This is a genomic window from Agromyces marinus (assembly GCF_021442325.1).
Lineage (GTDB): Bacteria > Actinomycetota > Actinomycetes > Actinomycetales > Microbacteriaceae > Agromyces > Agromyces marinus.
Window position 1 is genome coordinate 3029562 of sequence record NZ_CP087879.1, and the last position, 23320, is coordinate 3052881.

Consider the following 23320-nt stretch of genomic DNA (forward strand, 5'->3'; position numbering starts at 1 on the left):
GCCCGTCTCGACCGGAGCCCGAGATCAGTGGCCGATCGGGTCGAGGACCTCGAGCATCGACCCCTGCACGATTCCGGCCCATTCGTACGCGGCGCGCAGGTAGTCGTCGCGCTGGTCGTCGTCCGGTCCGGCCTCGTCCGGGTCGGTGACCCCGACGCGCTCGGCCAGGATGAGTCGCAGGTCGGTGAGGAAGGTCAGCCATCCCCAGGCCTGCGACTGGTCGAGCTCGATCTCGACGACCCCGGCGTCGCGTTCGGTCGCGGTCGCATCCCGCACGGCCTGCGCCGCCTGCCGCTTGCCGTCCACCAGGCTGTCGCGCGTGTACCTCGCGAAGTCGTCGGTGGCCGAGGCATCCTCGGCGTACGCCGCGGGGAACAGCCGACCGAGCGCCGGGTCGTCGTCGCCGCCGAGCAGCAGCACCGAGTCGACCTGGTCGGCGAGCTCGGAGAGCAGCATCGCCTCCTCGGTCTCGAGCACGAGGCGGACCCCGTCCGCTCCCCCCTCGCGTCCGGCGACGATCACGACTCGTCCTTCGAGACGGTGGCCTGCAATCCGTACGCGTGCATCGCCTGCACGTGCCGCTCCATGCTCTCGCGATCACCGGATGCCACGACGGCGCGCCCTTCGTGGTGCACCAGCAGCATCAGCCGCTCGGCCTCCTCGCGCGGATAGCCGAAGTAGCTGCGGAACACGTACGTGACGTACGTCATGAGGTTGACGGGGTCGTCCCACACGATGGTCCGCCACGGCACGTCGGGCCGGACGACCTCGTCGAGGACGAGGTCGCGGTCGAGCTGCTCGAGGGTCGGCGTCACCCCTCCAGCCTGACACTTCCGGGCATCCGTCGCACGTTCCCGCGGAACGGTCTTCCGGTCATCCGCCGCCGGGCGAGGGCGGGCGCCCGAGCGCGTAGGCGACCGCCTGCGGGAGGTCCATCGCCAGACCGGATCGGTACAGCGGAGCGAGGTCCTCCCGGTCCGGATCCAGCTCGTCGATCGAGAGGCCCCGGATCCGCGTGACCTCGTGGTCGACGATCTTGGCGCCCGACGAGTTCCGGAGGCCCCGCACGGCCCCGGCGAGGCGGGCCGCCCGCTCCTCGTCGCCCGCGGCCTGTGCCAGGGCCGCGGCCAGGGAGAGGAACATCACGACCGCGGAGACGTCGCGGTGCGGCGCGAAGAGGTCGAGCCCCTGCTCGAGGTAGTCCCAGGCGGTGTCGAGGTCGTCGATGCGGGCGGAGAAGATCGCGACCTCGAACATCCCCCAGCCCATGCCGAACTCGTTGCCCGCGCGACGGTAATGCTCGATGCTCTCGTGGAAGAGCTCGAGCGCGTGCGGGATGTCGTCGTCGAGGTCCGAGACCGCCAGCCCCCGGCCCCAGGCGATGTTGCCCAGCCCGTCCTCGTTGCCGAGCCGGCGATGGATCGCCTCCCCCTCGTCGTAGAGACCGTGGACCTCGCGGCGTACCTCGTCGGTGATCCCGGCGGTGATGGCGGCGACCGAGACCCCGATCGCGAGGTTGTAGATCGCGTTGGCGACGTCCGCAGGCCCGCCGAGCTCGCGCTGGATGGCGAGCGCCTCCCGGTACGGCTGGACGCAGCGCTCGACGTCGCCCTGCCACCAGTACACCCCGCCGAGCGCTTCGAGGGCCGCCGCGCGATGGAGCGGCTGCCCGCCCCGGAGGGCGACCACGGTCTCGAGGCGGCTCCGCCCCTCGTAGAGGTGGCCACGCGTCTGCCAGAACCGCCACGACGCGGCGGCCAGGCGTGAGGCCAGGTCGACCTGGCCGTGGACCGCTGCCCAGTCGAGGGCGGTTCGGACGTTGTCGTGATCGGCGTCGAACCGGTCGAGCCAAGCGGAGCGTTCTTCGCCGAGGACGTGCGCGGCGAACACCTCGGCCCAGTCGGCGTACGCCTCGAGGTGCCGCAGGTGCGCGGCCTCGCCCGATCCGCTCGCCTCGAGCTTCAGGAGCGCGACCTCGCGGATCACGTGCAGGGTGCGGAACCGGGCCCGCCCGCCGGGAGCCGCGACCTGTCGCAGCAGTCCCTGGTCGATGAGCTCCGCGAGTCCGGTCATCAGGTCGACGTCCAGGTCGTCGCACACGCGCTCGATCTGCTCCAGGTCGGCGCCGCCCGCGAACACGCCGAGCCGGGCGAAGAGCTCCTGCACGGGCGGGTCGAGCAGGTCGTGGCTCCAGGCGATCGCGCCCTCGATGGTGCGCTGTCGCGGCGGGAGGTCGATCGTGCCCGTCCCGGGCCTCGCGGGGTCCAGCCGCGACAGGATCTCCGACACGGGGAGGAGCCGGACCCGCGAGGCGACCAGCTCGATCGCGAGCGGGAGCCCGTCGAGGCCCCGGACGAGCTCGGAGACGGCCTCGGCGTTCTCGGGTGTCACCGCGAAGTCCGGCCTGACGGCGGTCGCCCGGTCGACGAAGAGCGCGACCGCGTCGGCCTCGCTCACGGTCGCCGGGTCGCCCGCTCGGGGCAGGTCCATGGGCTCGAGCGGCATCTCCTGCTCGGCGGCGATCCTGAGCGGACCGCGGGAGGTGATGAGGAACCGCGACCTCGGTGCGGCCCGCACGAGGTCGGCGACGACGGATGCCGCGGGGATGAGCTGCTCGAAGTTGTCGAGGATCAGCAGCATCTCCCGGTCGGTCATCTGCTCGACGAGTGCGGCACGCGGGAGCCGGTTGCCCGGCGACGAGTCCTCGCCCAGTGCGCGCAGGATCTGCGACGGCACGACATCGGGATCGTCGACGGGGGCGAGGTCGACGAAGAACACGCCGTCGCGGAAGCGGCTGCCGATCTCGGCGCCGACCTGGAGCGCGAGTCGGGTCTTGCCGGTTCCACCGGTACCGGTCACGGTCACGACGTGCGCGCGCTCGAGCAGTTCGCGGACCCTGGCCCGCTCACGACGGCGCCCGACGAAGTGCGTCACCGGTTCGGGCAGGGTGTTCGGCGCCTCCGCCTCCGTGCGCAGCGCCGGGAACCCGGCGCCGGCGCCGGGCAGGTCGAGTTGGAACAGCCCCTCCGCCTGCGAGAGATCCCGCAGGTGGTGCCTGCCGAGGTCTCGGAGCGCGGTGCCGTGGGGCAGGTCGTGCTCGACGAGCGCGGCGGTCGCGGCCGAGAGCACGACCTGCCCGCCGTGCGCGGCGGACATGATGCGGGCCGCCCGATGGACGTCGAGGCCGACGTAGTCGTCGCCGCCCAGCAGCCCGACCCCGGAGTGCAGTCCCATCCGCACGCGGAATGCGAACCCGTCGGGCCAGTCGTGCGCGGTGAGCGCGTGCTGGGCGTCCGCAGCGGCAGCCGCGGCGTCGACGGCCGACGCGAACACCGCGAAGAACCCGTCGCCCTCGCTCTTGACGACGGTTCCCCGGTTGCCCGCGACCGCCTCCCGCACGATCCGGTCGTGGTCGGCGAGCAGCGCCGGCCACCGCTCGCCGGCGCGCTCGACCAGCCGGGTCGACCCCTCGACGTCGGTGAACAGGAAGGTGACCGTCCCCGTCGGGAGACGACGACGGCTCGTCTCGGCCGTGCTGGTCACGTTTCGAGCCTGACACGTGGCGGGCGCGTCCGCACGCCCCAGTTCGCGTCGCCCGGCTCGAGCGGACGAGGAACGACCCCTTCAGCGCACCGACGCCGTGACGGTGAACTTCGGGTTGCGCGCGATCTGGCGGGTCGGGCCGATGATGCGCTCGAGCAGGCCGCGGTACCGCAGGTGCGAGTTCCACACGCACCACAGTTCGCCGCCCGGCTCGAGCACGCGTGCGGCCTCGGCGAACAGGTGGGCGGCGATGCCGGTGTGGACCGCCGCGTCCGAGTGGAAGGGCGGGTTGAGCACCACGAGTCGCTCGCTCGCGTCCGGCAGGTGCTCGAGGCCGTCCGCGCGGGCGACCTCGACGCGCTCGGCGACGCCGTTCGCGCGTGCGGTGAGGCGAGCGGATGCCGCGGCCGCGGCGCTCCGGTCGGACGCGCGCACCACGAGCCCGGGCCGCTCGCGCGCGAGCCGGGCCGCGACGACGCCCGAGCCGCACGCGAGGTCCACCGCGCTGCGCGCGTCGGGCACCGCACCCGCGAGGACGTCGAGCAGGAACCGCGTGCCGATGTCGATCGCCGTGCCGGCGAACACGCCGCCGTGTGCGACGACGACGAGATCGAGGCCGGGGTCTCGGCGTTCGCGCGGCCACGCCTCGGCGGGCGGCATCCGCTCGGGTCTCGGACCGGTCGCGACGAGCAGGCGGGACTTCTGCCTGGCATGACTGACGTCGACGCGGTCGAACCACGCGCCGAGCACGTCGTTCATCTGGAGGGTCATGTGCTTGATGCGGCCGCCCGCGACGACGCGGACGTCGGCCGCGGCGTGCCGGGCGACGAGCCCGGCGACCTCGTCCAGGCGGTCCAGCGAGCGTGGGAGCCTCATGAGCACGAGCTCGGCACCGGCGATGAGTTCCGGCTCGAGCGGCAGGCTGCGCGGCCGGTCCTCGACGGGGATGCCGAGGCGGTCGGCGTTCGCGGCGAGCGCGCGCTCGCCCGTGATCGGGTCCTGGTGCACGCGGACGGCGCGCGCCCCGGCGAGCGTCGCGCCGAGGGCGAGCGCGCCGTAGGCGTCGTCGATGACGGCGACGGAGCCGGCGGCCGCCGGGGCCTCGGCGAGCGCGCGCACGGATTCGTCGAGGATCAGCCGATCCGCGGCATCCGCTGCGGCGAGCCCGGGCGCCTCGAGGTCCGGGTGCCTGCGCAGCGCGTCGAAGTCCACCCCGGAACCCTATCCGCGGAGCGGGTCAGCCGTCGGCGAGGAGCTGCGACATGCGGTCGAGCGCTCCGGGCACGAGCTTGTAGTAGGCCCAGGTGCCGCGCTTGCTGCGCTCGAGGAACCCGGCGGTCGCGAGGATCTTCAGGTGGTGCGAGACGGTCGGCTGGCTGAGACCGACGGGGTCGATGAGGTCGCAGACGCAGGCCTCCTCCCCATCGGACTTCGCGACGATCGAGAGCAGCCGCAGCCTCGTGGGGTCGGCCAGCGCCTTGAAGGATGCCGCGAGCCGCTCGGCGCGGTCGAGGTCCATCGGCTCGGTCACGAGCGGGCTGCAGCAGGCGCCGTCGCTCGCGCTCGAGCCGGCCGCGGCGCCGACGGGCGTGAGTTCGAAGGTCGTCATGCACCGATCCTAGCTTGTACATTGACAAACTTCGATGAATGGGTCGAGACTGGGCATCGACGAACTTCGATATGCCGGAAAGGCCCGCCATGACCCTGCTCGACCTCACCCGCCCGACGTCCCGATCCGATCGCCTCGACACCCTGCCCGTCGCGATCATCGGCGCAGGGCCGATCGGCCTGGCCGCCGCCGCGAACCTCCTCGAGCGCGGGATCGACGTCGTCGTGTACGAGGCCGGCGACCGCGTCGGCGCGAGCATCCGCGAGTGGGGGCACATCCGCCTGTTCTCGCCGTGGCGCATGCTCGTCGACCCCGCCTCGCGGCGCCTGCTCGAGGCATCCGGGTGGCAGCACCCAGCGGAGGACCGCCTGCCCACCGGAACCGAGCTCGTCGAGCGGTACCTCGAACCGCTCGCCGCCCTCGAACCGCTCGCCTCGCGCATCCGCTTCGGCATCGACGTGACGGCCGTCGCGCGCGAGGGCATGGACCGCACCCGCACGGCCGGCCGCGCGGCGACGCCGTTCGTGCTGCGCGTGCGCGAGGCATCCGGTGAGGTGCAGGATGTCGCGGCGCGGGCCGTCATCGATGCGTCGGGGACCTGGCGCACCCCCAACCGGCTCGGCTCGAGCGGCCTCGACCCGCTCGGGCTCGACGAGGTCGCAGACGCCGTGACCCACGCGCTGCCCGACGTGCTCGGCACCGACCGCGCCCGCTTCGCGGGCCGACGCGTGACCGTCGTCGGCGCAGGCCACTCCGCGGCGAACACCCTGCTCGCGCTCGCCGCGCTCGCACGCGAGGAGCCCGGGACCCGCATCACGTGGGCGATCCGCAACGCCTCGGCGGTGCGTGTCACCACATCCGAGGACGACGGCCTCGCCGCGCGCGCCTCGATCGGGCGCCGCGTCGACGACCTCGTCGCGGCGGGGCGCGTCGAGGTGCTCGACCGCTTCGAGATCGTGCGCCTCGGCCGTGCCGCCGACGGCGGCGGCGGCGACGGCGGCGGCGTGCGGATCGTCGGCTCGCGCGGCGGCGAGCTCGTCGAGCACGACGCCGACGTGATCGTGAACGCCACGGGGTTCCGACCCGACCTCGACATGCTCCGCGAGGTGCGCCTCGAACTCGACGACGTCGTCGAGGCGCCGAAGCGCCTCGCCCCGCTCATCGACCCGAACGTGCACTCATGCGGCACGGTCGAACCGCACGGCTTCGCCGAACTCCGGCAGCCCGAGGACGGCTTCTTCCTCGTCGGCATGAAGAGCTACGGCCGCGCCCCGACCTTCCTGCTCGCGACCGGGTACGAGCAGGTCCGATCGATCGCCGCGTGGCTCGCGGACGACGCCGCAGGCGCGGCGAAGGTCGAACTCGTGCTGCCCGCGACGGGCGTGTGCTCGACGAGCCTCGACGGGTCGGCCGGCTGCTGCTGACGGTCGCGGGCGCCCGGGCCGCCGGGCGAACCATCCGTTCGATCGCGCCTCAGGGGGCCGGGGGCGGCTCGGCGTCGGGCTCGGACGCCCGCCCGGCATCCGCCGTCGCCGGCGAGGCCTCCGGGCCCGACCCCGACACGATCCGGAACTCCGGCGCCCGCGACACGAGCAGCCACGCCGGGAGGATGATCACGCACAGCCACGGCAGGAGCGCCAGGTCGCCGGCGACCGCCGCCGCGACGAACAGGGCGAGCCATCCGTCCTTCGCCATCACCAGGAGGATCCCGATGAGCGCGCTCGCGACGCACAGCGCGATCGGCAGCGACGGGATCAGCGCGTGCGCGAGCAGGCCGAGCGCCGCACCCGCGAACGCCGCCGGGAAGATGCGACCACCGCGGAACGCGGCGCTCGCAGCCACCACCAGCGCGACGAGCTTGATGAGCACGATCACGACGAGCTGCCCGGGGTCGTAGGCGTCGGGGTCCTCGAACAGCTCCCCCATCTGGTCGAGCCCCTTGAACAACGTGATCGGGCCGCCGATGAGCCCCAGCAGCCCGAGCACCAGCCCGCCCGCCGTCGCGATGAGCAACGGCTGCCGGAGCGAGTGGAACGCCCGGTGCACGAACGGGAACGCGAACGCCCCGATGAGTCCGATCGCGACGCCCGCGACGGCGATGACGATGCCGGCCAGGAGCAGCAGGGGCGTCGTGGGTGCCGTGGGCAGCGTGAACTGCAGCGGCGGCGCGCCCAGCACGTGCATCGTCCCGGCCGCGGCGCCCGCCGAGGCCAGCGGCAGGAACAGCTTGTCCCACAGCGCGCCCCCGCCGCGGATCGCGGCGAGCGTCCCCGTGAAGAGCAGGGCCGCGGCGACGGGCGAACCGAACAGGGCGCCGATCGTGCCCGCAGCGGCCATCAGCATGCCGAGGTTCGCGCCCACGCGCGGCATCAGCCGGCCGAACAGCGCGACCGTGAGCGCGACGTTGATCGCGATGATCGGGTTCTCCGGGCCGAGGCTGACCCCGCCCGCGAGCGCGAGACCCGTGACGATGACGAGCCCGGGCAGCGTGCGGAGCTTCAGCGGCTCGGCGACGAGTTCCGTCGTGGCCGAGTCGGGGCCGCCGTGGCCCGGCAGGAACTGGAGCCCCAGCCCCACCGCGAACCCGGTCGCGGTGAGCACGACGACGATCCACCAGCCGTTCGGATCGACGCCCAGTGCGCCGGGCAACGTCGTCCACAGCACCCCCTGGAGCGCGCCCGCCGCGAGGTCGAGCGCGCGGAGGACCAGCGCGCAGAGCACGCCGACGACGAGCGCGGGCACGAGGAGGACGAGCAGTTGGGCCGGCGTGGGCGCCGGCATGGGCATGTCGGCCGAGTCATCCGTCATCGTCGCCCCCGATCGCGATCGCGCATCGCCGGACCGCCGGAGCAGGTCCGGACCGCTGGGCACAGCCTCGCACACCGCGGGTCCCGACGCAGGAGGGAGCACGTGACATCCTGCGCGCCGAGTCGCCCCCCGGACCCGCTCCGGTCTCAGTCGCGCTCGAGCGGGCGCCACACGACGACCGCGTTCTCGCGCCGAACGCGCGTTCCCGTGCGCAGCGAGACGACCTCGCCCGCGGAGCCCGCAGCGAAGACGCGGCGCCCCGGTCGGTTCAGCATCTCATCGGCGAGCGCGCGCTCGAGTTCGCGCACCCGACCGCGCAGCTCGCTGACCTCGTTCTCGAGGCCGAGCACCCGCCGGATGCCCTCGAGGCTCACGCCCTCGCTCGAGAGCTGCTGGATCTCGCGCAGCTGGGCGACATCCCGCATCGAATAGCGACGCGACTTGCCCGCCGTGCGCTTCGGCGAGACCAGGCCCATGCGGTCGTACTGGCGGAGCGTCTGGGGGTGCATGCCCGCCAGCTCGGCCGCGATCGAGATGACGAACAGCGGGCTCTCGCCGTCGACCTGCATCAGGAACTCCGGGCCTTGGCGAGCAGGTCCTCTCGGGGGTCCTCGTCGGGAAGCTGCGACTGGAACTCGCGCAGTTTCTCCTCGGCATCCTTCGTCAGATGGGCGGGAACCGCGACCTGGACCACGGCGAGCAGGTCGCCCGTGCCCTTGGCGGTCTCGACACCTCGGCCCTTGACGCGCAGGACGCGGCCGCTCGGGGTTCCGGGCGCCACCCTGAGCTTCACGGGGTCGCCGCCGAGCGTGGGCACCTGGATGGTCGCGCCGAGCGCGGCCTCGGCGAACGTCACGGGCACGTTCACGCGCAGGTTCAACCCGTCGCGCTCGAACACCGGGTGCCTGCGGACCTTCACCGTGAGCACGATGTCGCCATGCTCGCCCCCGTCGGGCGACGGGTGGCCCTTGCCGCGCAGGCGGATCTTCTGCCCGTCGGAGACGCCCGCGGGAACGTTCACGGTGATCTCGCGGCCCTCCGCGGTCTGCAGCGTGATCCGGTCGCCGCGTGTGGCCGTGATGAAGTCGAGCGTGGTCGACGCGGTGACGTCGCGGCCCTTCGTCGGCCCGCCGAACCCGCGGTAGCCGCCGGTGGGCTGGCCGAACCGGCCCCCGCCGAAGAGCCCGCCGAGCAGGTCGTCGTACTCGCCGCCGGGGCCGCCCGGCCCGCCGGCCCCCGGACGGAACGTGTACCGGGCGCCGCCGCCCTGCTGGCCGAACATGCCGCCGAAGACGTCCTCGAAGCCGCCGGCGCCGGCGCCGCCGGGTGCGGTGAATCGCGCGCCGCCGCCCATCGCGCGCACGGCGTCGTACTCCTTGCGCTGCTCGGCATCCGAGAGCACCGAGTTCGCCTCGCTGATCTCCTTGAACTTCGCCTCGGCCGCCGCATCCCCCGGGTTCTGGTCGGGGTGGTACTTGCGGGCGAGCTTGCGGTACGCCTTCTTGACGTCGGCGTCGCTCGCATCCTTCGAGACGCCGAGGATGGCGTAGAAGTCCTTGTCGAACCAATCCTGGCTGGCCATCGGCGCCTCCTTCCTGCTGAATCTACTGGGAACCGGGGCGGGCCGGACCGCGACGCCCGCCGAGCATGGCGGATGCCGCGGACCGGCCCGTGCGGGTCACGCCGGCGTCTTGACGACGACCTTCGCGACCCGGAGGAGCGTGTCGCCCAGCAGGTAGCCCGTCTCGACGACGTCGGCGACCGTGTCGACCTCGACCTCGTCGGAGTGCTGCTGGAAGATCGCCTCGTGGCGCTGCGGATCGAACGCCTCGCCCACCTCGCCGAACTTCGCGAGGCCCAGCCGCTCGACCGACGCGCGGAGCTTGGCCGCGATCGTGGCGAACGCCCCCTCGCTCTCGAGGTCGCCGTGCTTCTCGGCGCGGTCGAGGTCGTCGAGCACGGGCAGCAGCACCGCGACCGCCGCGCCCATCGCGCGCTCGCGCTCGAGTTCGCGGTTCGCCTCGGTGCGCTTGCGATAGTTGGCGTACTCGGCCGTGACGCGCTTGAGGTCGGCGAGGTGCTCGGCCGACGGGTCGTCGACCTCGGCCTGCGCGGCGCTCAGGATGTCCTCGACGGTCAACTCGTCCTCGCCCTCGGCGGGCGCGTCGGCATCGGGCTCACCAGCCGCGTCTGCATCGGGCGAAGCGGATGCCGCGGCAGCCGTCGCACCGGCCTCGGGGGCGGACTCGGCGTCCGCCCCGTCGGCCTTCGGCTTGCGAACCTCGCCCGTCTCCGGGTCGATCCGCCGTTTGTCGCGGATGATCGACTCGTCCTGGTTCTGGTTCTCGTCCGTCATGCCTGCTTCTTCTCATCCTCGTCGTCGATGACCTCGGCGTCGACGACGTCCTCGTCGGAGGAGTCAGCGCCCTCGGCGCCGGTCGCCGTCGCGTCCTCGCCGGGGTTGGCGCCGGCCGCGGCATCCGCCTGCTGGCCCTGCGCGTAGATCGCCTCGCCGAGCTTGCCCTGCGACTGCGAGAGCTTCTCGAACGCCGACTTCACGGCGTCGTCGTCCTCGCCCGCGAGCGCGGTCTTCAGCGCATCGACATCGCCCTGCACCTCGGACTTGACGTCGGCCGGGAGCTTGTCGTCGTTGTCCTTGATGAGCTTGTCGACCGAGTAGGCGAGCTGCTCGGCCTGGTTGCGGACCTCGGCGGACTCGCGGCGCTGCTTGTCTTCGGCCGCGTGCTCCTCGGCGTCGCGGACCATCCGCTCGATGTCCTCCTTCGGCAGCGACGAGCCGCCGGTGATGGTCATCGACTGCTCCTTGCCGGTGCCCTTGTCCTTCGCAGACACGTGCACGATGCCGTTCGCGTCGATGTCGAAGGTGACCTCGATCTGCGGGATGCCGCGGGGCGCCGGCGCGATGCCGGTCAGCTCGAACGTGCCGAGCGGCTTGTTGTCGCGCGTGAACTCGCGCTCGCCCTGGAAGACCTGGATCGCGACCGACGGCTGGTTGTCGTCGGCGGTCGTGAAGGTCTCGCTGCGCTTGGTCGGGATGGCCGTGTTGCGCTCGATGAGCTTGGTCATGATGCCGCCCTTGGTCTCGATGCCGAGGCTCAGGGGGGTGACGTCGATGAGCAGCACGTCCTTGCGCTCGCCCTTGAGGACGCCGGCCTGGAGTGCCGCGCCCACGGCGACGACCTCGTCCGGGTTGACGCCCTTGTTGGGCTCCTGGCCGGTCTCCTGCTTGACGAGCTCCGAGACGGCGGGCATGCGGGTCGAACCGCCGACGAGCACGACGTGCGCCACGTCCGACAGCTTGATGCCGGCCTCGCGGATGACGTCCTCGAAGGGCTTCTTGGTGCGGTCGAGCAGGTCGGAGGTCATGTTCTCGAACTGCGCACGCGTGACGGTCTCGTCGAGGTTGGCCGGGCCGTTCTCGGTGAGCGAGAGGTAGGGCAGCTGGATGCTCGTCGACATGCTCGACGACAGCTCCTTCTTGGCCTGCTCGGCGGCCTCCTTGAGGCGCTGCAGCGCGATCTTGTCCTTCGAGACGTCGACGCCGGTCGAGTCCTTGAAGCGCTTGATGAGGTGCTCGACGAGGCGCTGGTCCCAGTCGTCGCCGCCGAGGCGGTTGTCGCCCGAGGTCGCGCGGACCTGGATGGTCGAGAAGTCGTCGTCCTTGCCCACCTCGAGGAGGGACACGTCGAACGTGCCGCCGCCGAGGTCGAAGACGAGGATGAGCTCGTCCTCCTTGCCCTTGTCGAGGCCGTAGGCGAGCGCGGCCGCGGTCGGCTCGTTGATGATGCGGAGCACGTTCAGGCCCGCGATCTCGCCGGCCTCCTTCGTGGCCTGGCGCTCGGCGTCGTTGAAGTACGCCGGAACGGTGATGACCGCGTCGGTCACGGTGTCGCCGAGGTACTGTTCGGCGTCGCGCTTGAGCTTCTGCAGGATGCGCGCCGAGATCTCCTGCGGCGTGTACTTCTTGCCGTCGATCTCCTGCGTCTTCCAGTCGGTGCCGACGTGGCGCTTGACCGACGCGATGGTGCGGTCGACGTTGGTGACGGCCTGACGCTTCGCGGTCTCGCCGACGAGCACCTCGCCGTCCTTGGTGAATGCGACCACCGACGGGGTGGTGCGGAAGCCCTCGGCATTTGCGATGACGACGGGCTCGCCGCCCTCGAGGACGCTGACGACCGAGTTCGTGGTGCCGAGGTCGATTCCGACTGCACGTGACATGTGTGTATCTCCTTCTGCCGGGAGGTCTCTCGTTCGTACTCCCGACGATCGGCCCGGCGGTCCACCGCGACCGAAGCCTGTGATCGGCGAGACTTGAGCCTCGCCGACTCAAGTGTCTCCGTGGGCGATTCGGAAGTCAAGTCGAGACCCCAGAACTTGAGTGCAGTTGACTCAATTCAAGGTGCTCTCCCAGCATTCCCCTGCCCTGCAACCACTCCCACCTCCCTTCTCCCTCCCTTGCTCCCCTCCTCCCCTCCCTTCCGCAGCGCCGAGTGTCCAATGGATGCCACCTCCAACCACGTCGAGCGACATCCATCGGACACTCGGCGGGGCAGGGGCAGGGCAGGACTCAGGGGGCGGGGGCGGGGCGAGCGCAGGGGTCCTCCACAGGGCGGGCGTCGGGTGGGGTGCGCGGCTGAGGGCGGCGGCGTCGGGGGTGTCGGCGCGGGGCGGCGACGATGGGGCGATGCGAGCGCGACCACTTCCTCCCAGGCTGCGTTCGGGCCCGTTCTCGGTGCAGGCCGCGGACGCGCTCGGAGTGTCGCGCGGGCGACTCCGGGCCGCCGATCTCACGGCGCCGTATCACGGAGTGCGCATGGCGGGCTCACCCGAAGACCTCGAGACGCACTGCCGTGCGTTCGCGAAGCGGATGCCTCCGGCCCAGGTGTTCAGTCACGCGACCGCCGCATCGTTGTGGGGCCTCCCGCTCCCGTACGCCCACGAGCGCCCTCCGCTGCACGTCTCCGCCCTGACTGGACGCGAGCCGCGGACTCGCGGCGTGATCGGTCATCGCATCGATCCCACGCGCATCCGGCTCGGCGTCGTGCGGGGCCTGCCGGTGGTCTCGCCCGCCGACGCGTGGTGCCAGATGGCCGGGCGGCTCTCCCATCCGGATCTCGTGGCGGCGGGCGACGCACTCCTGGGCTGGCCCGTGGCGATCATCCCCGTCGATGAACTCGACGCGGCGATCGAACGGCACCGCCGCGGGCGCGGGTCGCGGGCGCGCGACGAGGCTCGCCGCGACATCCGCTCCGGCTCGGCATCGAGACGCGAATCGCTGCTCCGCCTCGAGGTGGTCGCGGCGGGCTTCCCCGAGCCGGAGTGCAACGCAGCGATCCGCCTGCCGGGCGGAGCGACGGTGTACGGCGACCTGGTGTTCCGTGCCGCCAAGGTGCTGCTCGAGTACGACGGCGACCACCACCGCACCGATTCCGGGCAGTTCGCGCGAGACGTGGGGCGCCTGAACGCCCTCGCAGCGGCGGGGTGGACCGTCCTCCGTGTGCGCACCTCCCTCGGAACGCACCAGGTGCTCGCCCAGCTCGCCGCCGCCCTGGCCACGCGCCGCTGAGGCCCCCTCCCCGGGGCATCCGCGCTTCGCCGAGTGTCCAGCGGATGCCGACACCGGGGCGGGTATCCCGCATCGGTTGGACACTCGACGGGTCAGGAGGAGGGGAGAGGTGAGAGGTGAGAGGTGAGAGGTGAGAGGTGAGAGGTGAGAGGTGAGAGGTGAGAGGTGAGAGGTGAGAGGTGAGAGGTGAGAGGTGAGAGGTGAAAGGGGGGTTCCGCAGGAAGGGGGGTGGCCATAGAGTTCGGGCACGATGCCTGAATCGAGCAGGGAGAACAACGGATGAGACCGAGCACGAGACTTCTGGGCGGAATGGCCGTCGCGACGCTGGCACTGGGTGCCGTCGGCGCCGCGGGCGCGACCGCTGCACCCGGTGGCAAGCCGGGGCCGAGGTACACGGCGGGAGCCGAGGGCGTCGGCGACGCCTACTTCCCGTTCGCCGGGAACGGCGGCTACGACGTCCAGCACTACGACCTCGACATCACGTACACGCCGCCGGCACCGGATCCGGCACCGCTCGTGGGCGAGTTCGACGGCGTGGCCACGATCGACCTCGTCTCCACGCAGGACCTCGACCGGTTCAACCTCGACCTGCGCGGCATGGAGGTGCACGCGCTGAGCGTGAACGGGAAGCCGGCGGCATCCGTCGCCCCGCCCCTCGCCGGGGAAGAGGTCGACGGCGCCGCGTACTGGCACGTCCAGGACGACGACGCTCGCGTGTGGGAGCTCACGGTCCAGCCCCGGCCGAAGCTCAAGGCCGGCGAGCAGGTGCAGGTCGTCGTCGAGTACGGCGGCACGACCACCAGGCCGAGGGACATCGAAGGAGCGCTGTACGGCTGGGTGACCCAGCGCGACGGTGCGCTGGTCGCGAGCGAGCCCGACGGCTCGATGACCTGGTACCCGGTGAGCGACCACCAGACCGACAAGGCGACGTACTCGTTCGAGATCACGGTGCCCGAGGGCAAGGTGGCCGTCGCGAACGGCATCCAGCCCAAGCCCGAGGAGACCGCGAACGGGTGGACCACGTGGTTCTGGGACGCCCCCGATCAGCAGGCGAGCTACCTCACGACCGCCTCGGTCGGCGACTTCGACCTCCGCGAGACGTACACGTCGAGCAGCGGCGTGCCGATCATCGACGCGGTCGACACGAAGCTCTCGACGTCGCGCCTCGCGACGACGAACGCGAGCCTCGGCCGGCAAGCGGCGATGGTCGACTTCTTCGAGTCGAAGTTCGGGCCGTACCCGTTCGTCGCCTACGGGTCGATCGTCGACAACGACTCGGTGGGCTACGCGCTCGAGACGCAGACCCGACCCGTGTACTCGTCGTCCGCCAGTGAGGGCACCGTCTCGCACGAACTCGCACACCAGTGGTTCGGCAACGCCGTGAGCCCGGAGCGGTGGCAGGACATCTGGCTCAACGAGGGCTGGGCGACCTATGCGAACTGGATGTGGAACGAGGAGCGCGGCATCCGCACGGCCCAGCAGTCGTATGACAACTGGTACGCCCCCGCGCGCGACGCCGCCTACTGGGGCCTCCAGATCGGCGACCCGGGCGAGCTGGGACTCTTCGCGACGCAGGTGTACAACCGCGGCGCGGCGACCCTGCACGCACTGCGGCTCGAGGTCGGCGACGCCGACTTCCTGGCCGCGGCGCAGCTCTGGCTCGAGCGCTACAACGATTCGGCGGGCACGAGCGAGGACTTCCAGGCCGTGTACGAAGAGGTCTCCGGTCAAGACCTCGACGAGTTCTTCCAGATCTGGCTCTACGACCAGGTGAAGCCGCCGGCCGACTGGACGACGCCCTGACCGTCGCCCACGAGAGCCGAGGGGGCCGGATGCCGCGTGGCATCCGGCCCCCTTCCGCACGCGCACTAGGTTGAGCCCATGACCCGACTCCGCTCGCGTCGCGACGCGCCCGCCGCCGCCCTGCTCGCCCTCGGCATCGCCCTCGGAATCGGCCTCACCGGGTGCGGTCCGTCGCCCGCGCCATCCGCTGCACCGACGGACGCCGCAGAGTCGGGGCAGGCAGCGCCGGCGACGGACGCACCGGACGACCAACCCGCCGCGATCCCAGCGACCTGCACGACGGTGCTCGCACCCGATGCCTACACGACGCTCGAAGCCGACGGGCTCGAGCAACGCGCGCCGACCCTGTTCGACCCGATCGCAGTGCGGATCTCCGAAGCCGGCGGGCTCGTGTGCTCCTGGGGCAAGCCGGACTCCGACAACGTGGTCGATGTCGCGCAGATCGCAGTCGCCGGGGACGACGCGGCCTGGACGGACGCGCTCACCGAAGCCGGCTACACGCCGAGCGACGACCCGGTTCCCGGCGGGTACCGGGGGCAGCCCGACGCGGCGAACGGCATCAGCCCCGTCGTGGTCATCGAGGGAGGCACCGTGACCTACCTCAGCACCCCCGCGTTCGCGGGGTTCCTGCTCCCGGCGAGCTGACCCGGGCGGCCGTCCAGCCGACGCACGGACCCGGCGCGTACCCTTGGGGTCATGTCGACCGACGCGCCCGAGACCCCCGCACGCCCCGCGGAGGCCGCGACGCCCCCGAACGACGGGGCCGTTCGTGAACCGCGCGGAGGCGGCATCCGCTCGACCAAGCCCCGACAGGTGCGCCCGAAGACCGAGGGCTGGCAGCAGGCGAAGGATGCCGACGGCCGGCCGCTCCTGCAGTTCGCCTCGCCCAAGCGCGGCAAGCCGCCGGCGCACCTCGCCGACCTCGCGCCCGACGAGTGGAAGGGCAAGGCCGACGAACTCGGCATCCCGGCGTTCCGCCTGAAGCAGGTCGCACGGCACTGGTTCACCCGTTGGACGAGCGACCCGGCCGAGATGACCGACCTGCCGGCCGACGGTCGGGACGAGCTCGTCGCCGGTCTCCTGCCGCCGCTGCTCACCGAGGTGAAGCGGCTCGAGACCGACCGCGGCGACACCATCAAGTTCCTCTGGAAGCTGCACGACGGCGCCCTCGTCGAGTCGGTGCTCATGCGCTACCCCGGCCGCATCACGCTGTGCGTGTCGAGCCAGGCCGGCTGCGGCATGAACTGCCCCTTCTGCGCGACCGGGCAGGCGGGCCTGACGCGAAACATGTCGGCCGCCGAGATCCTCGCGCAGGTCGTCGAGGCGAACCGGGTCATCGCGGCGGGATCCCTGCACGGCAAACGCGCCGACGACGGAACGCCCGAGCGCGTGTCGAACATCGTGTTCATGGGCATGGGCGAGCCGCTCGCGAACTACGCGCGCCTCATGCGGGCGGTCCGCACCATGGCCGAACCCGCGCCGAACGGACTCGGCATGTCGGCGCGCAACATCACCGTCTCGACGGTCGGGCTCGTGCCCGCCATCCGCAAGCTCGCCGACGAGCACGTCCCGGTGACGTTCGCGCTCAGCCTCCACGCACCCGACGACGGCCTGCGCGACGAGCTCATCCCCGTGAACTCGCGCTGGAAGGTCGACGAGGCGCTCGATGCAGCCCGCGAGTACTTCGAGAAGACCGGTCGACGCGTGTCGATCGAGTACGCGCTCATCAAGGACATGAACGACCACGGATGGCGCGCCGACCTGCTCGCCGAGAAGCTCAACGAGCGCGGCAAGGGGTGGGTGCACGTCAACCCGATCCCGCTGAACCCGACGCCGGGCTCGATCTGGACCGCCTCCGACCTCGACGTGCAGCACGAGTTCGTGCGCCGGCTCAGCGACGCCGGGATCCCGACCACGATCCGCGACACGCGCGGCAAGGAGATCGACGGCGCCTGCGGGCAGCTCGTCGCGACCGAAGAGGACGAGGCGGCCGCCGCGCGCGCCTGAGCGAACCCGCTTGGCGGATGCCGCGAACCGGCGTATGCTCGGTCGGGCCGCACCACGCGGCATCCGTCGCAGCCAGTGCGACCACCCGCATCGCGGGCCGAGACCGGAAGGAGTGAGTCATGAACCCCGACGTCGTCGCGCGTTTCGCAGACACCCTTCCCTGTGAGGCCGCCCGCTAGATCAGCGTCGGTGGCCTCCATGATCTCGGAGACCCACCGTGAACCTGATCTCGTCGTTCGACGAACCCGCCGCGCGCGCCCGCGCGGCATCCGCTGCGCCGTTCGGCGCGGCATCCGACGCCCTCGCCTTCTCGGACATCGAGCCGGGCGACGGCCAACGCTGGTCGACCTGGCCGGCGACCCAGCCCAGCGAGCGCGGGCCGCAGCCGCGGCCCGACTGGCTCGTCACCTCCGCTGCCGCGATCGACACCGAGCTCGGCATCGTCAAGACCGGCAAGGAGGCCGACCTGTGGCTCATCGAACGCGCCGTTCCCGGGGCGCCGGCCGACGAGCCCGGGAACGCGTCGCTGCTGGCTGCGAAACGCTACCGGGGTGCCGAGAATCGGCTGTTCCACCGCTCGGCGATCTACACCGAGGGGCGCGGAACGCGCCGCTCGCGCGACGTGCGTGCGCTGCAGCGGGCCTCGTCGTACGGCCGCGAGGTCGCCCGCGTCGAGTGGGCGTACGCCGAGTTCGCCGCGCTCTCGCGCCTCACCGAGCTCGGCGCGCCCGTGCCGTATCCGGTGCAGGTGGGCGAGACCGAGGTGCTCATGGAGTTCATCGGCGAGGGGCGCGTCGCCGCGCCCCGCCTCGCCCAGGTGCGTGCGGATCGTGACGCGCTGCGCGACCTGTTCCACCAGGTGGTCGACTTCATGCACACCCTCGCGCACGCGGGTCTCGCGCACGGCGACCTCTCGCCCTACAACCTGCTCGTCGACCGCGGCCGTGTCGTCGCGATCGACCTGCCCCAGGTCGTCGACGTGGTGGCGAACCCGAACGGGTTCGACCTGCTGCACCGCGACTGCGTGAACGTGTGCGAGTGGTTCACCCGGCAGCGCCTCGAGTGCGACGCCGAGGAGCTGTTCGCCGATCTCGTCGGCGACGTCTACCGGTGAGCGCCTCCGAGGCGCTAGCCTGCACGGGATCGACGCGGATCGGCCCGGCCGGGCGCGCCGTCACCGCCCGTTCACCCCGCGTCGGAAGACTCCCCCCATGACCGACCTCCCCCAGCCCCCGGCACCCCGACCGGACCCGGCGTCCCTCTCGACCGACCAACTGCCCGCCGTGACCGGCCTCGACCTGCAGGCCGAACGCACCGTGCCACGGCGGCAGGTCTGGGCGTGGGCGATGTGGGACTGGGCGACGCAGCCGTTCAACTCGGTCATCCTGACCTTCGTCTTCACGGCGCTGTACCTCACGAGCGACTGGTTCCTCGATCCCGCGATCGTCGAGCTCGGCGAGGGCGACCCGGCGTACGAGCGGGGCCTGGCCGACCTCGCGAGCGGGCTGGGCTGGGCGATCACCGTCTCGGGTGTGCTCATCGCGTTGCTCGCGCCGGTGCTCGGGCAGCGAGCGGATGCCGCGGGGCGGCGCAAGCTCTGGCTCGCGGGCGCCACCGCGGCGCTGGTGCTGTCGATGGCCGCGTTGTTCTTCGTGCAGGGTTCGCCCGCGTACTTCCTCCTCGGGATCTCGCTCATCGCCGCGGGCACGGTGTTCAGCGAGATCGCCGGGGTGAACTACAACGCGATGCTCGTGCAGGTCTCGACGCCGCGCACGGTCGGTCGCGTGTCGGGGCTCGGTTGGGGGCTCGGCTACCTGGGCGGGATCGTCGCGCTCGTGCTCGTGGTGATCGCGACCGCGTTCGACTGGTGGGGCATGCCGACCGACGACGGCCTCGTGTACCGCGTCATCGCGGTCGGCTGCGCGGTGTGGACGGTGCTGTTCGCGTGGCCGGTGTTCGTGTACGTTCCCGAGGCGCCGCCGGCGCCCGGCCGGGAACGCGTGGGGTTCTTCCGCAGCTACGGGGTGCTCGTGCAGGACATCGTGCGGCTGTGGCGCGGGTCTCGCCCGACGTTCTGGTTCCTGCTCGCGAGCGCGGTGTTCCGCGACGGCCTGGCGGGCGTGTTCGCGTTCGGCGCGGTGATCGCGGCGGTCGTGTTCCATTTCACGTCGAACGAGGTCATGATCTTCGGCATCGCGGCGAACCTGCTCGCGGGCGTGTCGACGATCGTCGCGGGCAGGTTCGACGACCGGTTCGGCCCGCGCGCGGTGATCCTCGCGGCGCTCGGCGGCCTGGTCGGTGCGGGCCTGATCGTGTTCTTCCTGCACGACGCGGGAACGACGCCGTTCTGGATCTTCGGGCTCCTGCTCACGATCTTCGTCGGGCCGGCGCAGGCCGCGTCGCGCTCGTTCCTCGCGCGCGTCACGCCCGCGGGTCGCGAGAGCGAGATCTTCGGCCTCTACGCGACGACCGGGCGGGCGGCGAGCTTCCTCTCGCCGTTGCTGTGGTCGTCGTTCATCGTGCTGTTCGGCGCGACGTACTGGGGGATCCTCGGGATCGTGCTGGTGCTCGCGGCGGGGCTGGTGCTGATGCTGTTCGTCCGGGTGCCGAAGCGATCGACGGATGCCGCGGTCGCGGCGTAGCGACTGAGGCCCGGGCCGCGCGGCGCCCTTCCCCGGACGTGCGACGACGCGCCGCCCGGGGAGGGGGCGACGCGCCGTCGGGCCTACGGCCTACGGCCTACGGGCCGACCGTGATGACGACCTCCTGCGTCGTCGTGTTCCCGCTCGGGTCGACGGCCTCGAACACGACCGTGTAGACGGCCCCCACTCGGGCGAGCACCCGCACCTCGGTGTCGGAGACGATCTCGACCTGCGCCTTGTGCCCGGTCGCCGTCGCGTCGACGATCGACACCTCGACCTCGCCGGAGGCGTCGGTCGCGTCGATGTCGAAGGTGACGCTGCGCCACTTCGCGTTCGGCGGGAAGACGACCTCGGGATCGGGCGTGACCGAGAGCTCGGGCGCGATGAAGTCGAACCCGATGATCACCGGGTCGTGGTCGCTCGAGCGGTACGGGTCGGGCGCGAAGATCGCGTCCTGGGCGTCCTGCTTGAACCCCATGAGGTAGTCGAGCAGGTCGGGCTCGTCGGCGTTGACCGCCCACGTCGCGGCGCCCGTCACGTTGGCGGCGAGCCCGGAGCCCACGAGTCCGTAGTCGAGGTAGCCGAGCTGGCCGTCGAACACGTACGAGTAGGCGTTCTCACCCTGTTCCTCCAGCAGGAGGTCGGTGAAGCCGGCCGCGGTGAGGACCTGGATCGGGTCCTCCTTGTCGTAGGCGTTGAGGTCGCCGATGATGACGTCTCGGCCCGGCTCGGCGCCGGTCGGCCCGGTGGCGAGCCAGTCGACGAGCGCCTCGGCGGCCGCGGTGCGGACACCGTTGCAGTTGCCCTGGCCGTCTCCCGCGTCCGGGTCCTCGGCGCACGCCGAGCCCTTCGACTTGAGGTGGTTCACGACGACGGTGACCTCTTCGCCGGTCTCGACGTCCGCGAACGTCTGGGCCAGCGCCGGACGGTTCCGGTTCGTGTCGAAGCGCGGGTCGATCGTCTCGTCGAGCACGGCGTACCCTCCGGCCGGCATCACCGCTGCCGGCTTGTAGATGAGTGCCGTGGTGATCTCGTCGGTGCCGACGACGCCCGTGTCGATCGCCGCGTAGGTCTCGGCGCCGAGCGCATCGTTGATCGCGGCGACGAGGGTGTCGACCGCGGTGCCGTTGTTCTCGATCTCGATCAGCCCGAACACGTCGGCGTCGATCTCGGTGATCGCGCTGACGATCTTCGACTCCTGGCGTTCGAACTCCTCGGGCGTCGCCGCCCCGCGCGAGCCGAGCGTCGTGAAGTAGTTCAGGACGTTGAAGCTGGCCACCGTGAAGTCGCCGCCGACCTCGGGCGCTGCGGTCCGCGGGTTGACCGACGTGACATCGGCGCCCTGCGTGGGCTGGACCCGCCAGAGGCCGAAGCGCCAGTCGAGGATGCCCGTCGCGTTCGAGACGAGGTCGCCGCCGCGGAACAGGTTGTCGAGCGTGAACTCGTCGCCGTTCGGGTGGATGGCCGGGTCGGGGTTCTGCACCCCGCGGCCGTCGTCGAGCGTGATGCGGTTCGCGGCGTTGTCGGCCGCGAGCCGCACGGCCTCGGTCGATCCCGGTGCGTACACCGCCGTCGGCTGCATCTGCCGTTCGGTGCCGAGCACGATCTCGCCGAAGCGGTCGAAGTTGAAGTACTCGATGATCGTGAGCTCCTGCGGCAGGGTGACGCGCATGCCCTCGAGGGCCTCGTACGTCGCCGTGCTCGAGGGGATCGTGACCTCGGCCGCCGGGGGAAGCGCGGCGCCGGTGTCGCAGACGGCGTAGGCATCCGCGACGACCTGCGTCATCCCGAACGACTCGCCGACCTCGCCGACGACGTGCACGAGGTCACCGGCTTCGACGTCCGCGCCGCCCGGCGCGGAGACGAAGACGCCGTCCGAGGTGGCGGAGTCGCCGTCGCCGAGATCCTGCACGTAGTAGCCGTCGAACCCGCCGACCTGGAAGTCGCCGGTCACGACGCCTTCGATCTCGACCGTCTGCCCGGCGACCGGGGAGCTCGCCCCGGAGCCCTGCACCGACCCGATGGTCACGATGGGCGCCTCGCAGTCCGCGACGACGGGCGGCTCCTCGATGGTGAGCGCGTTGACGGCGCCGGGCGTGTTGACGGCCTCGCCGTCGATGAGCGTGCCCGCGAAGCCGGGGATGCCGGCGAGGTCGAAGTCGTTGCGGACCCAGTCGGAGGGCGAGTCGGTGTCGGTTCCGTCGGGGATCCGCGACGCGCCGCCGGGCGCGAAGGCGAGGCCGTCGTACGCGACGCCGAGCACGGTGTCGCCGTACGCGAGGTCGCCGGCGCCGCCGTCGTTCACGGCGACCGAGTCGAGCACGCTCGGCAGGCCCGGTCCGTCGTCGAGCACGCCGTCGTCGTTCGCGTCGAGGTCGTCGCCGGCGGCACCCGTGAAGCCCTCCACGAGCAGGAGGCTCATCGTGCCGTTCTCGAGGGCGTTCGCGGGAAGCTCGGCGAGGTAGCGGCCGTCGGCGTCGGCCGTGCCGAGGGCGATGACCTCGTCGACCACGCCCATGTTCGAGTTCGAGTCGCCCTCGATCTCGAGCACGGCGTAGGCGGAGAGGTCGGCGGCCGCTGCGCCGAGCACCTCGACGTACTCGACGTCGGTGCCCGTGGTGCTGGCGGAGAACTCGTTGATCACGGGCGTGGTCGGCGGTGCGTCACCGCAGTCGGCGGTGTGCGCGCCGAGGCCGTCGAACGTGTCCTGCGCGAAGCCGGTCCACTCGACCGCCGGGTCGAACTCGTCGGTCGGGTCGGTGTCTCCGAGGCACACGGATGCGTTGCGGCGGAGCGTGTTGTCCTGGGTCGAGACCAGGCCCGTCCCCCACTGCGAACCCGGGTCGAACCCGACCTGGCCGAGAGAGTCGACGACTGCCCCGTCGTGCTTCAGGACGATCGCGTCGTCGCCGTTCCAGAGGCTGCTCGCCGTGACCTGGTCGGCGAATGCGGCGAGGTCCTCGTCCGCGAAGACGAAGGCGTCACCGGCGCCGACCGTGCCGGTCAGGGCGAAGGTGCCCGCGGGCGTCACCGTAGCGCTGCCGTTGAAGTACACCTCGAGCGAGTACGCCGCGAGCGGGATGTCGGCGTCGGTCGGGTTGACCAGCTCGATCGCCTTGTTGAACGACGAACCCTCGACGTACTCGCTGATGATGAGGTCGGACGGCTCGGCCGCGGCCGCGACTGCGGCACCCGTCGGCACCGCCATTCCCACCCCCATCAGGGCGGCTGCGGTGAGCCCCACGGTCAGGCGTTGGACGGGACGTTGCATCTCGGCACCTCCGGCACACAAGCAGGGGCCCCCATGACCCCCTGACGCGC

18 protein-coding genes are annotated in these 23320 nt (G+C 71.8%); 7 read left to right on the forward strand and 11 right to left on the reverse strand.

The window, feature by feature from the left end; translation table 11 throughout:
* Positions 1-24: 24 nt before the first annotated feature.
* The 5 genes from DSM26151_RS14325 to DSM26151_RS14345 form a co-directional block, all read right to left on the reverse strand.
* Positions 25-522: a DUF2017 family protein gene (locus DSM26151_RS14325; RefSeq protein WP_234660195.1), complete on the reverse strand. Its 498-nt coding sequence runs from the start codon at positions 520-522 to the stop codon at positions 25-27.
* Positions 519-815 (reverse strand): ATP-dependent Clp protease adapter ClpS, encoded by a 297-nt coding sequence (gene clpS / locus DSM26151_RS14330; RefSeq protein WP_407651000.1) that lies wholly within the window; start codon positions 813-815, stop codon positions 519-521. Before clpS ends, DSM26151_RS14325 begins: the two co-directional genes overlap by 4 nt.
* A gap of 58 nt (positions 816-873) precedes the next feature.
* Positions 874-3543, reverse strand: coding sequence for an adenylate/guanylate cyclase domain-containing protein (locus DSM26151_RS14335; protein ID WP_234660196.1), 2670 nt, complete (start codon positions 3541-3543; stop codon positions 874-876).
* Positions 3544-3624: 81 nt separating this feature from the next.
* Entirely contained in the window at positions 3625-4755 is a 1131-nt protein-coding gene (locus tag DSM26151_RS14340; protein WP_234660197.1) for a class I SAM-dependent methyltransferase, read from the reverse strand.
* 25 nt (positions 4756-4780) lie between these two features.
* Positions 4781-5152 carry an ArsR/SmtB family transcription factor gene (locus tag DSM26151_RS14345; protein WP_234660198.1) on the reverse strand — a complete coding sequence of 124 codons (372 nt, stop codon included), beginning with the start codon at positions 5150-5152 and terminating at the stop codon, positions 4781-4783.
* 89 nt (positions 5153-5241) lie between these two features.
* Between DSM26151_RS14345 and DSM26151_RS14350 the strand changes: the two genes are divergently transcribed.
* A complete protein-coding gene (locus DSM26151_RS14350) occupies positions 5242-6576 on the forward strand; it encodes an FAD-dependent oxidoreductase (RefSeq protein WP_234660199.1) in 1335 nt (444 codons plus the stop codon).
* 49 nt (positions 6577-6625) lie between these two features.
* Here the strand turns inward: DSM26151_RS14350 and DSM26151_RS14355 are convergent, their stop codons facing one another.
* The 5 genes from DSM26151_RS14355 to dnaK all read right to left on the reverse strand — a co-directional run bounded on the left by DSM26151_RS14355 (position 6626) and on the right by dnaK (position 12199).
* Positions 6626-7960, reverse strand: coding sequence for an ion channel protein (locus DSM26151_RS14355; protein ID WP_234660200.1), 1335 nt, complete (start codon positions 7958-7960; stop codon positions 6626-6628).
* Positions 7961-8106: 146 nt separating this feature from the next.
* A complete protein-coding gene (locus tag DSM26151_RS14360) occupies positions 8107-8529 on the reverse strand; it encodes a heat shock protein transcriptional repressor HspR (RefSeq protein WP_234660201.1) in 423 nt (140 codons plus the stop codon).
* Positions 8529-9542: a DnaJ C-terminal domain-containing protein gene (locus DSM26151_RS14365; RefSeq protein WP_234660202.1), complete on the reverse strand. Its 1014-nt coding sequence runs from the start codon at positions 9540-9542 to the stop codon at positions 8529-8531. Before DSM26151_RS14365 ends, DSM26151_RS14360 begins: the two co-directional genes overlap by 1 nt.
* A gap of 96 nt (positions 9543-9638) precedes the next feature.
* Positions 9639-10316 (reverse strand): nucleotide exchange factor GrpE, encoded by a 678-nt coding sequence (locus DSM26151_RS14370; RefSeq protein WP_234660203.1) that lies wholly within the window; start codon positions 10314-10316, stop codon positions 9639-9641.
* The gene (dnaK, locus tag DSM26151_RS14375; RefSeq protein ID WP_234660204.1) at positions 10313-12199 is read right to left on the reverse strand and encodes a molecular chaperone DnaK; all 1887 of its coding nucleotides are present in this window, start codon (positions 12197-12199) and stop codon (positions 10313-10315) included. The genes DSM26151_RS14370 and dnaK overlap by 4 nt, the downstream gene beginning before the upstream one ends.
* Positions 12200-12794: 595 nt before the next feature.
* Between dnaK and DSM26151_RS14380 the strand changes: the two genes are divergently transcribed.
* From DSM26151_RS14380 to DSM26151_RS14405, 6 genes are all read left to right on the forward strand, one after another.
* Positions 12795-13547, forward strand: a complete 753-nt coding sequence (locus tag DSM26151_RS14380) for a DUF559 domain-containing protein (protein WP_234660205.1) — start codon at positions 12795-12797, stop codon at positions 13545-13547.
* Between the two features lie 309 nt (positions 13548-13856).
* Positions 13857-15350: a M1 family metallopeptidase gene (locus tag DSM26151_RS14385; protein ID WP_234660206.1), complete on the forward strand. Its 1494-nt coding sequence runs from the start codon at positions 13857-13859 to the stop codon at positions 15348-15350.
* A 78-nt stretch (positions 15351-15428) separates the two neighbouring features.
* Positions 15429-15995 carry a hypothetical protein gene (locus tag DSM26151_RS14390; RefSeq protein ID WP_234660207.1) on the forward strand — a complete coding sequence of 189 codons (567 nt, stop codon included), beginning with the start codon at positions 15429-15431 and terminating at the stop codon, positions 15993-15995.
* 51 nt (positions 15996-16046) lie between these two features.
* Positions 16047-17357, forward strand: a complete 1311-nt coding sequence (rlmN, locus tag DSM26151_RS14395) for a 23S rRNA (adenine(2503)-C(2))-methyltransferase RlmN (protein WP_234660208.1) — start codon at positions 16047-16049, stop codon at positions 17355-17357.
* A gap of 217 nt (positions 17358-17574) precedes the next feature.
* Positions 17575-18471, forward strand: a complete 897-nt coding sequence (locus DSM26151_RS14400; protein WP_234660209.1) for a serine protein kinase RIO — start codon at positions 17575-17577, stop codon at positions 18469-18471.
* 97 nt (positions 18472-18568) lie between these two features.
* The gene (locus tag DSM26151_RS14405) at positions 18569-19999 is read left to right on the forward strand and encodes an MFS transporter (RefSeq protein ID WP_234660210.1); all 1431 of its coding nucleotides are present in this window, start codon (positions 18569-18571) and stop codon (positions 19997-19999) included.
* 97 nt (positions 20000-20096) lie between these two features.
* Here the strand turns inward: DSM26151_RS14405 and DSM26151_RS14410 are convergent, their stop codons facing one another.
* Positions 20097-23270 carry an ExeM/NucH family extracellular endonuclease gene (locus tag DSM26151_RS14410; protein WP_234660211.1) on the reverse strand — a complete coding sequence of 1058 codons (3174 nt, stop codon included), beginning with the start codon at positions 23268-23270 and terminating at the stop codon, positions 20097-20099.
* Positions 23271-23320: the final 50 nt, after the last annotated feature.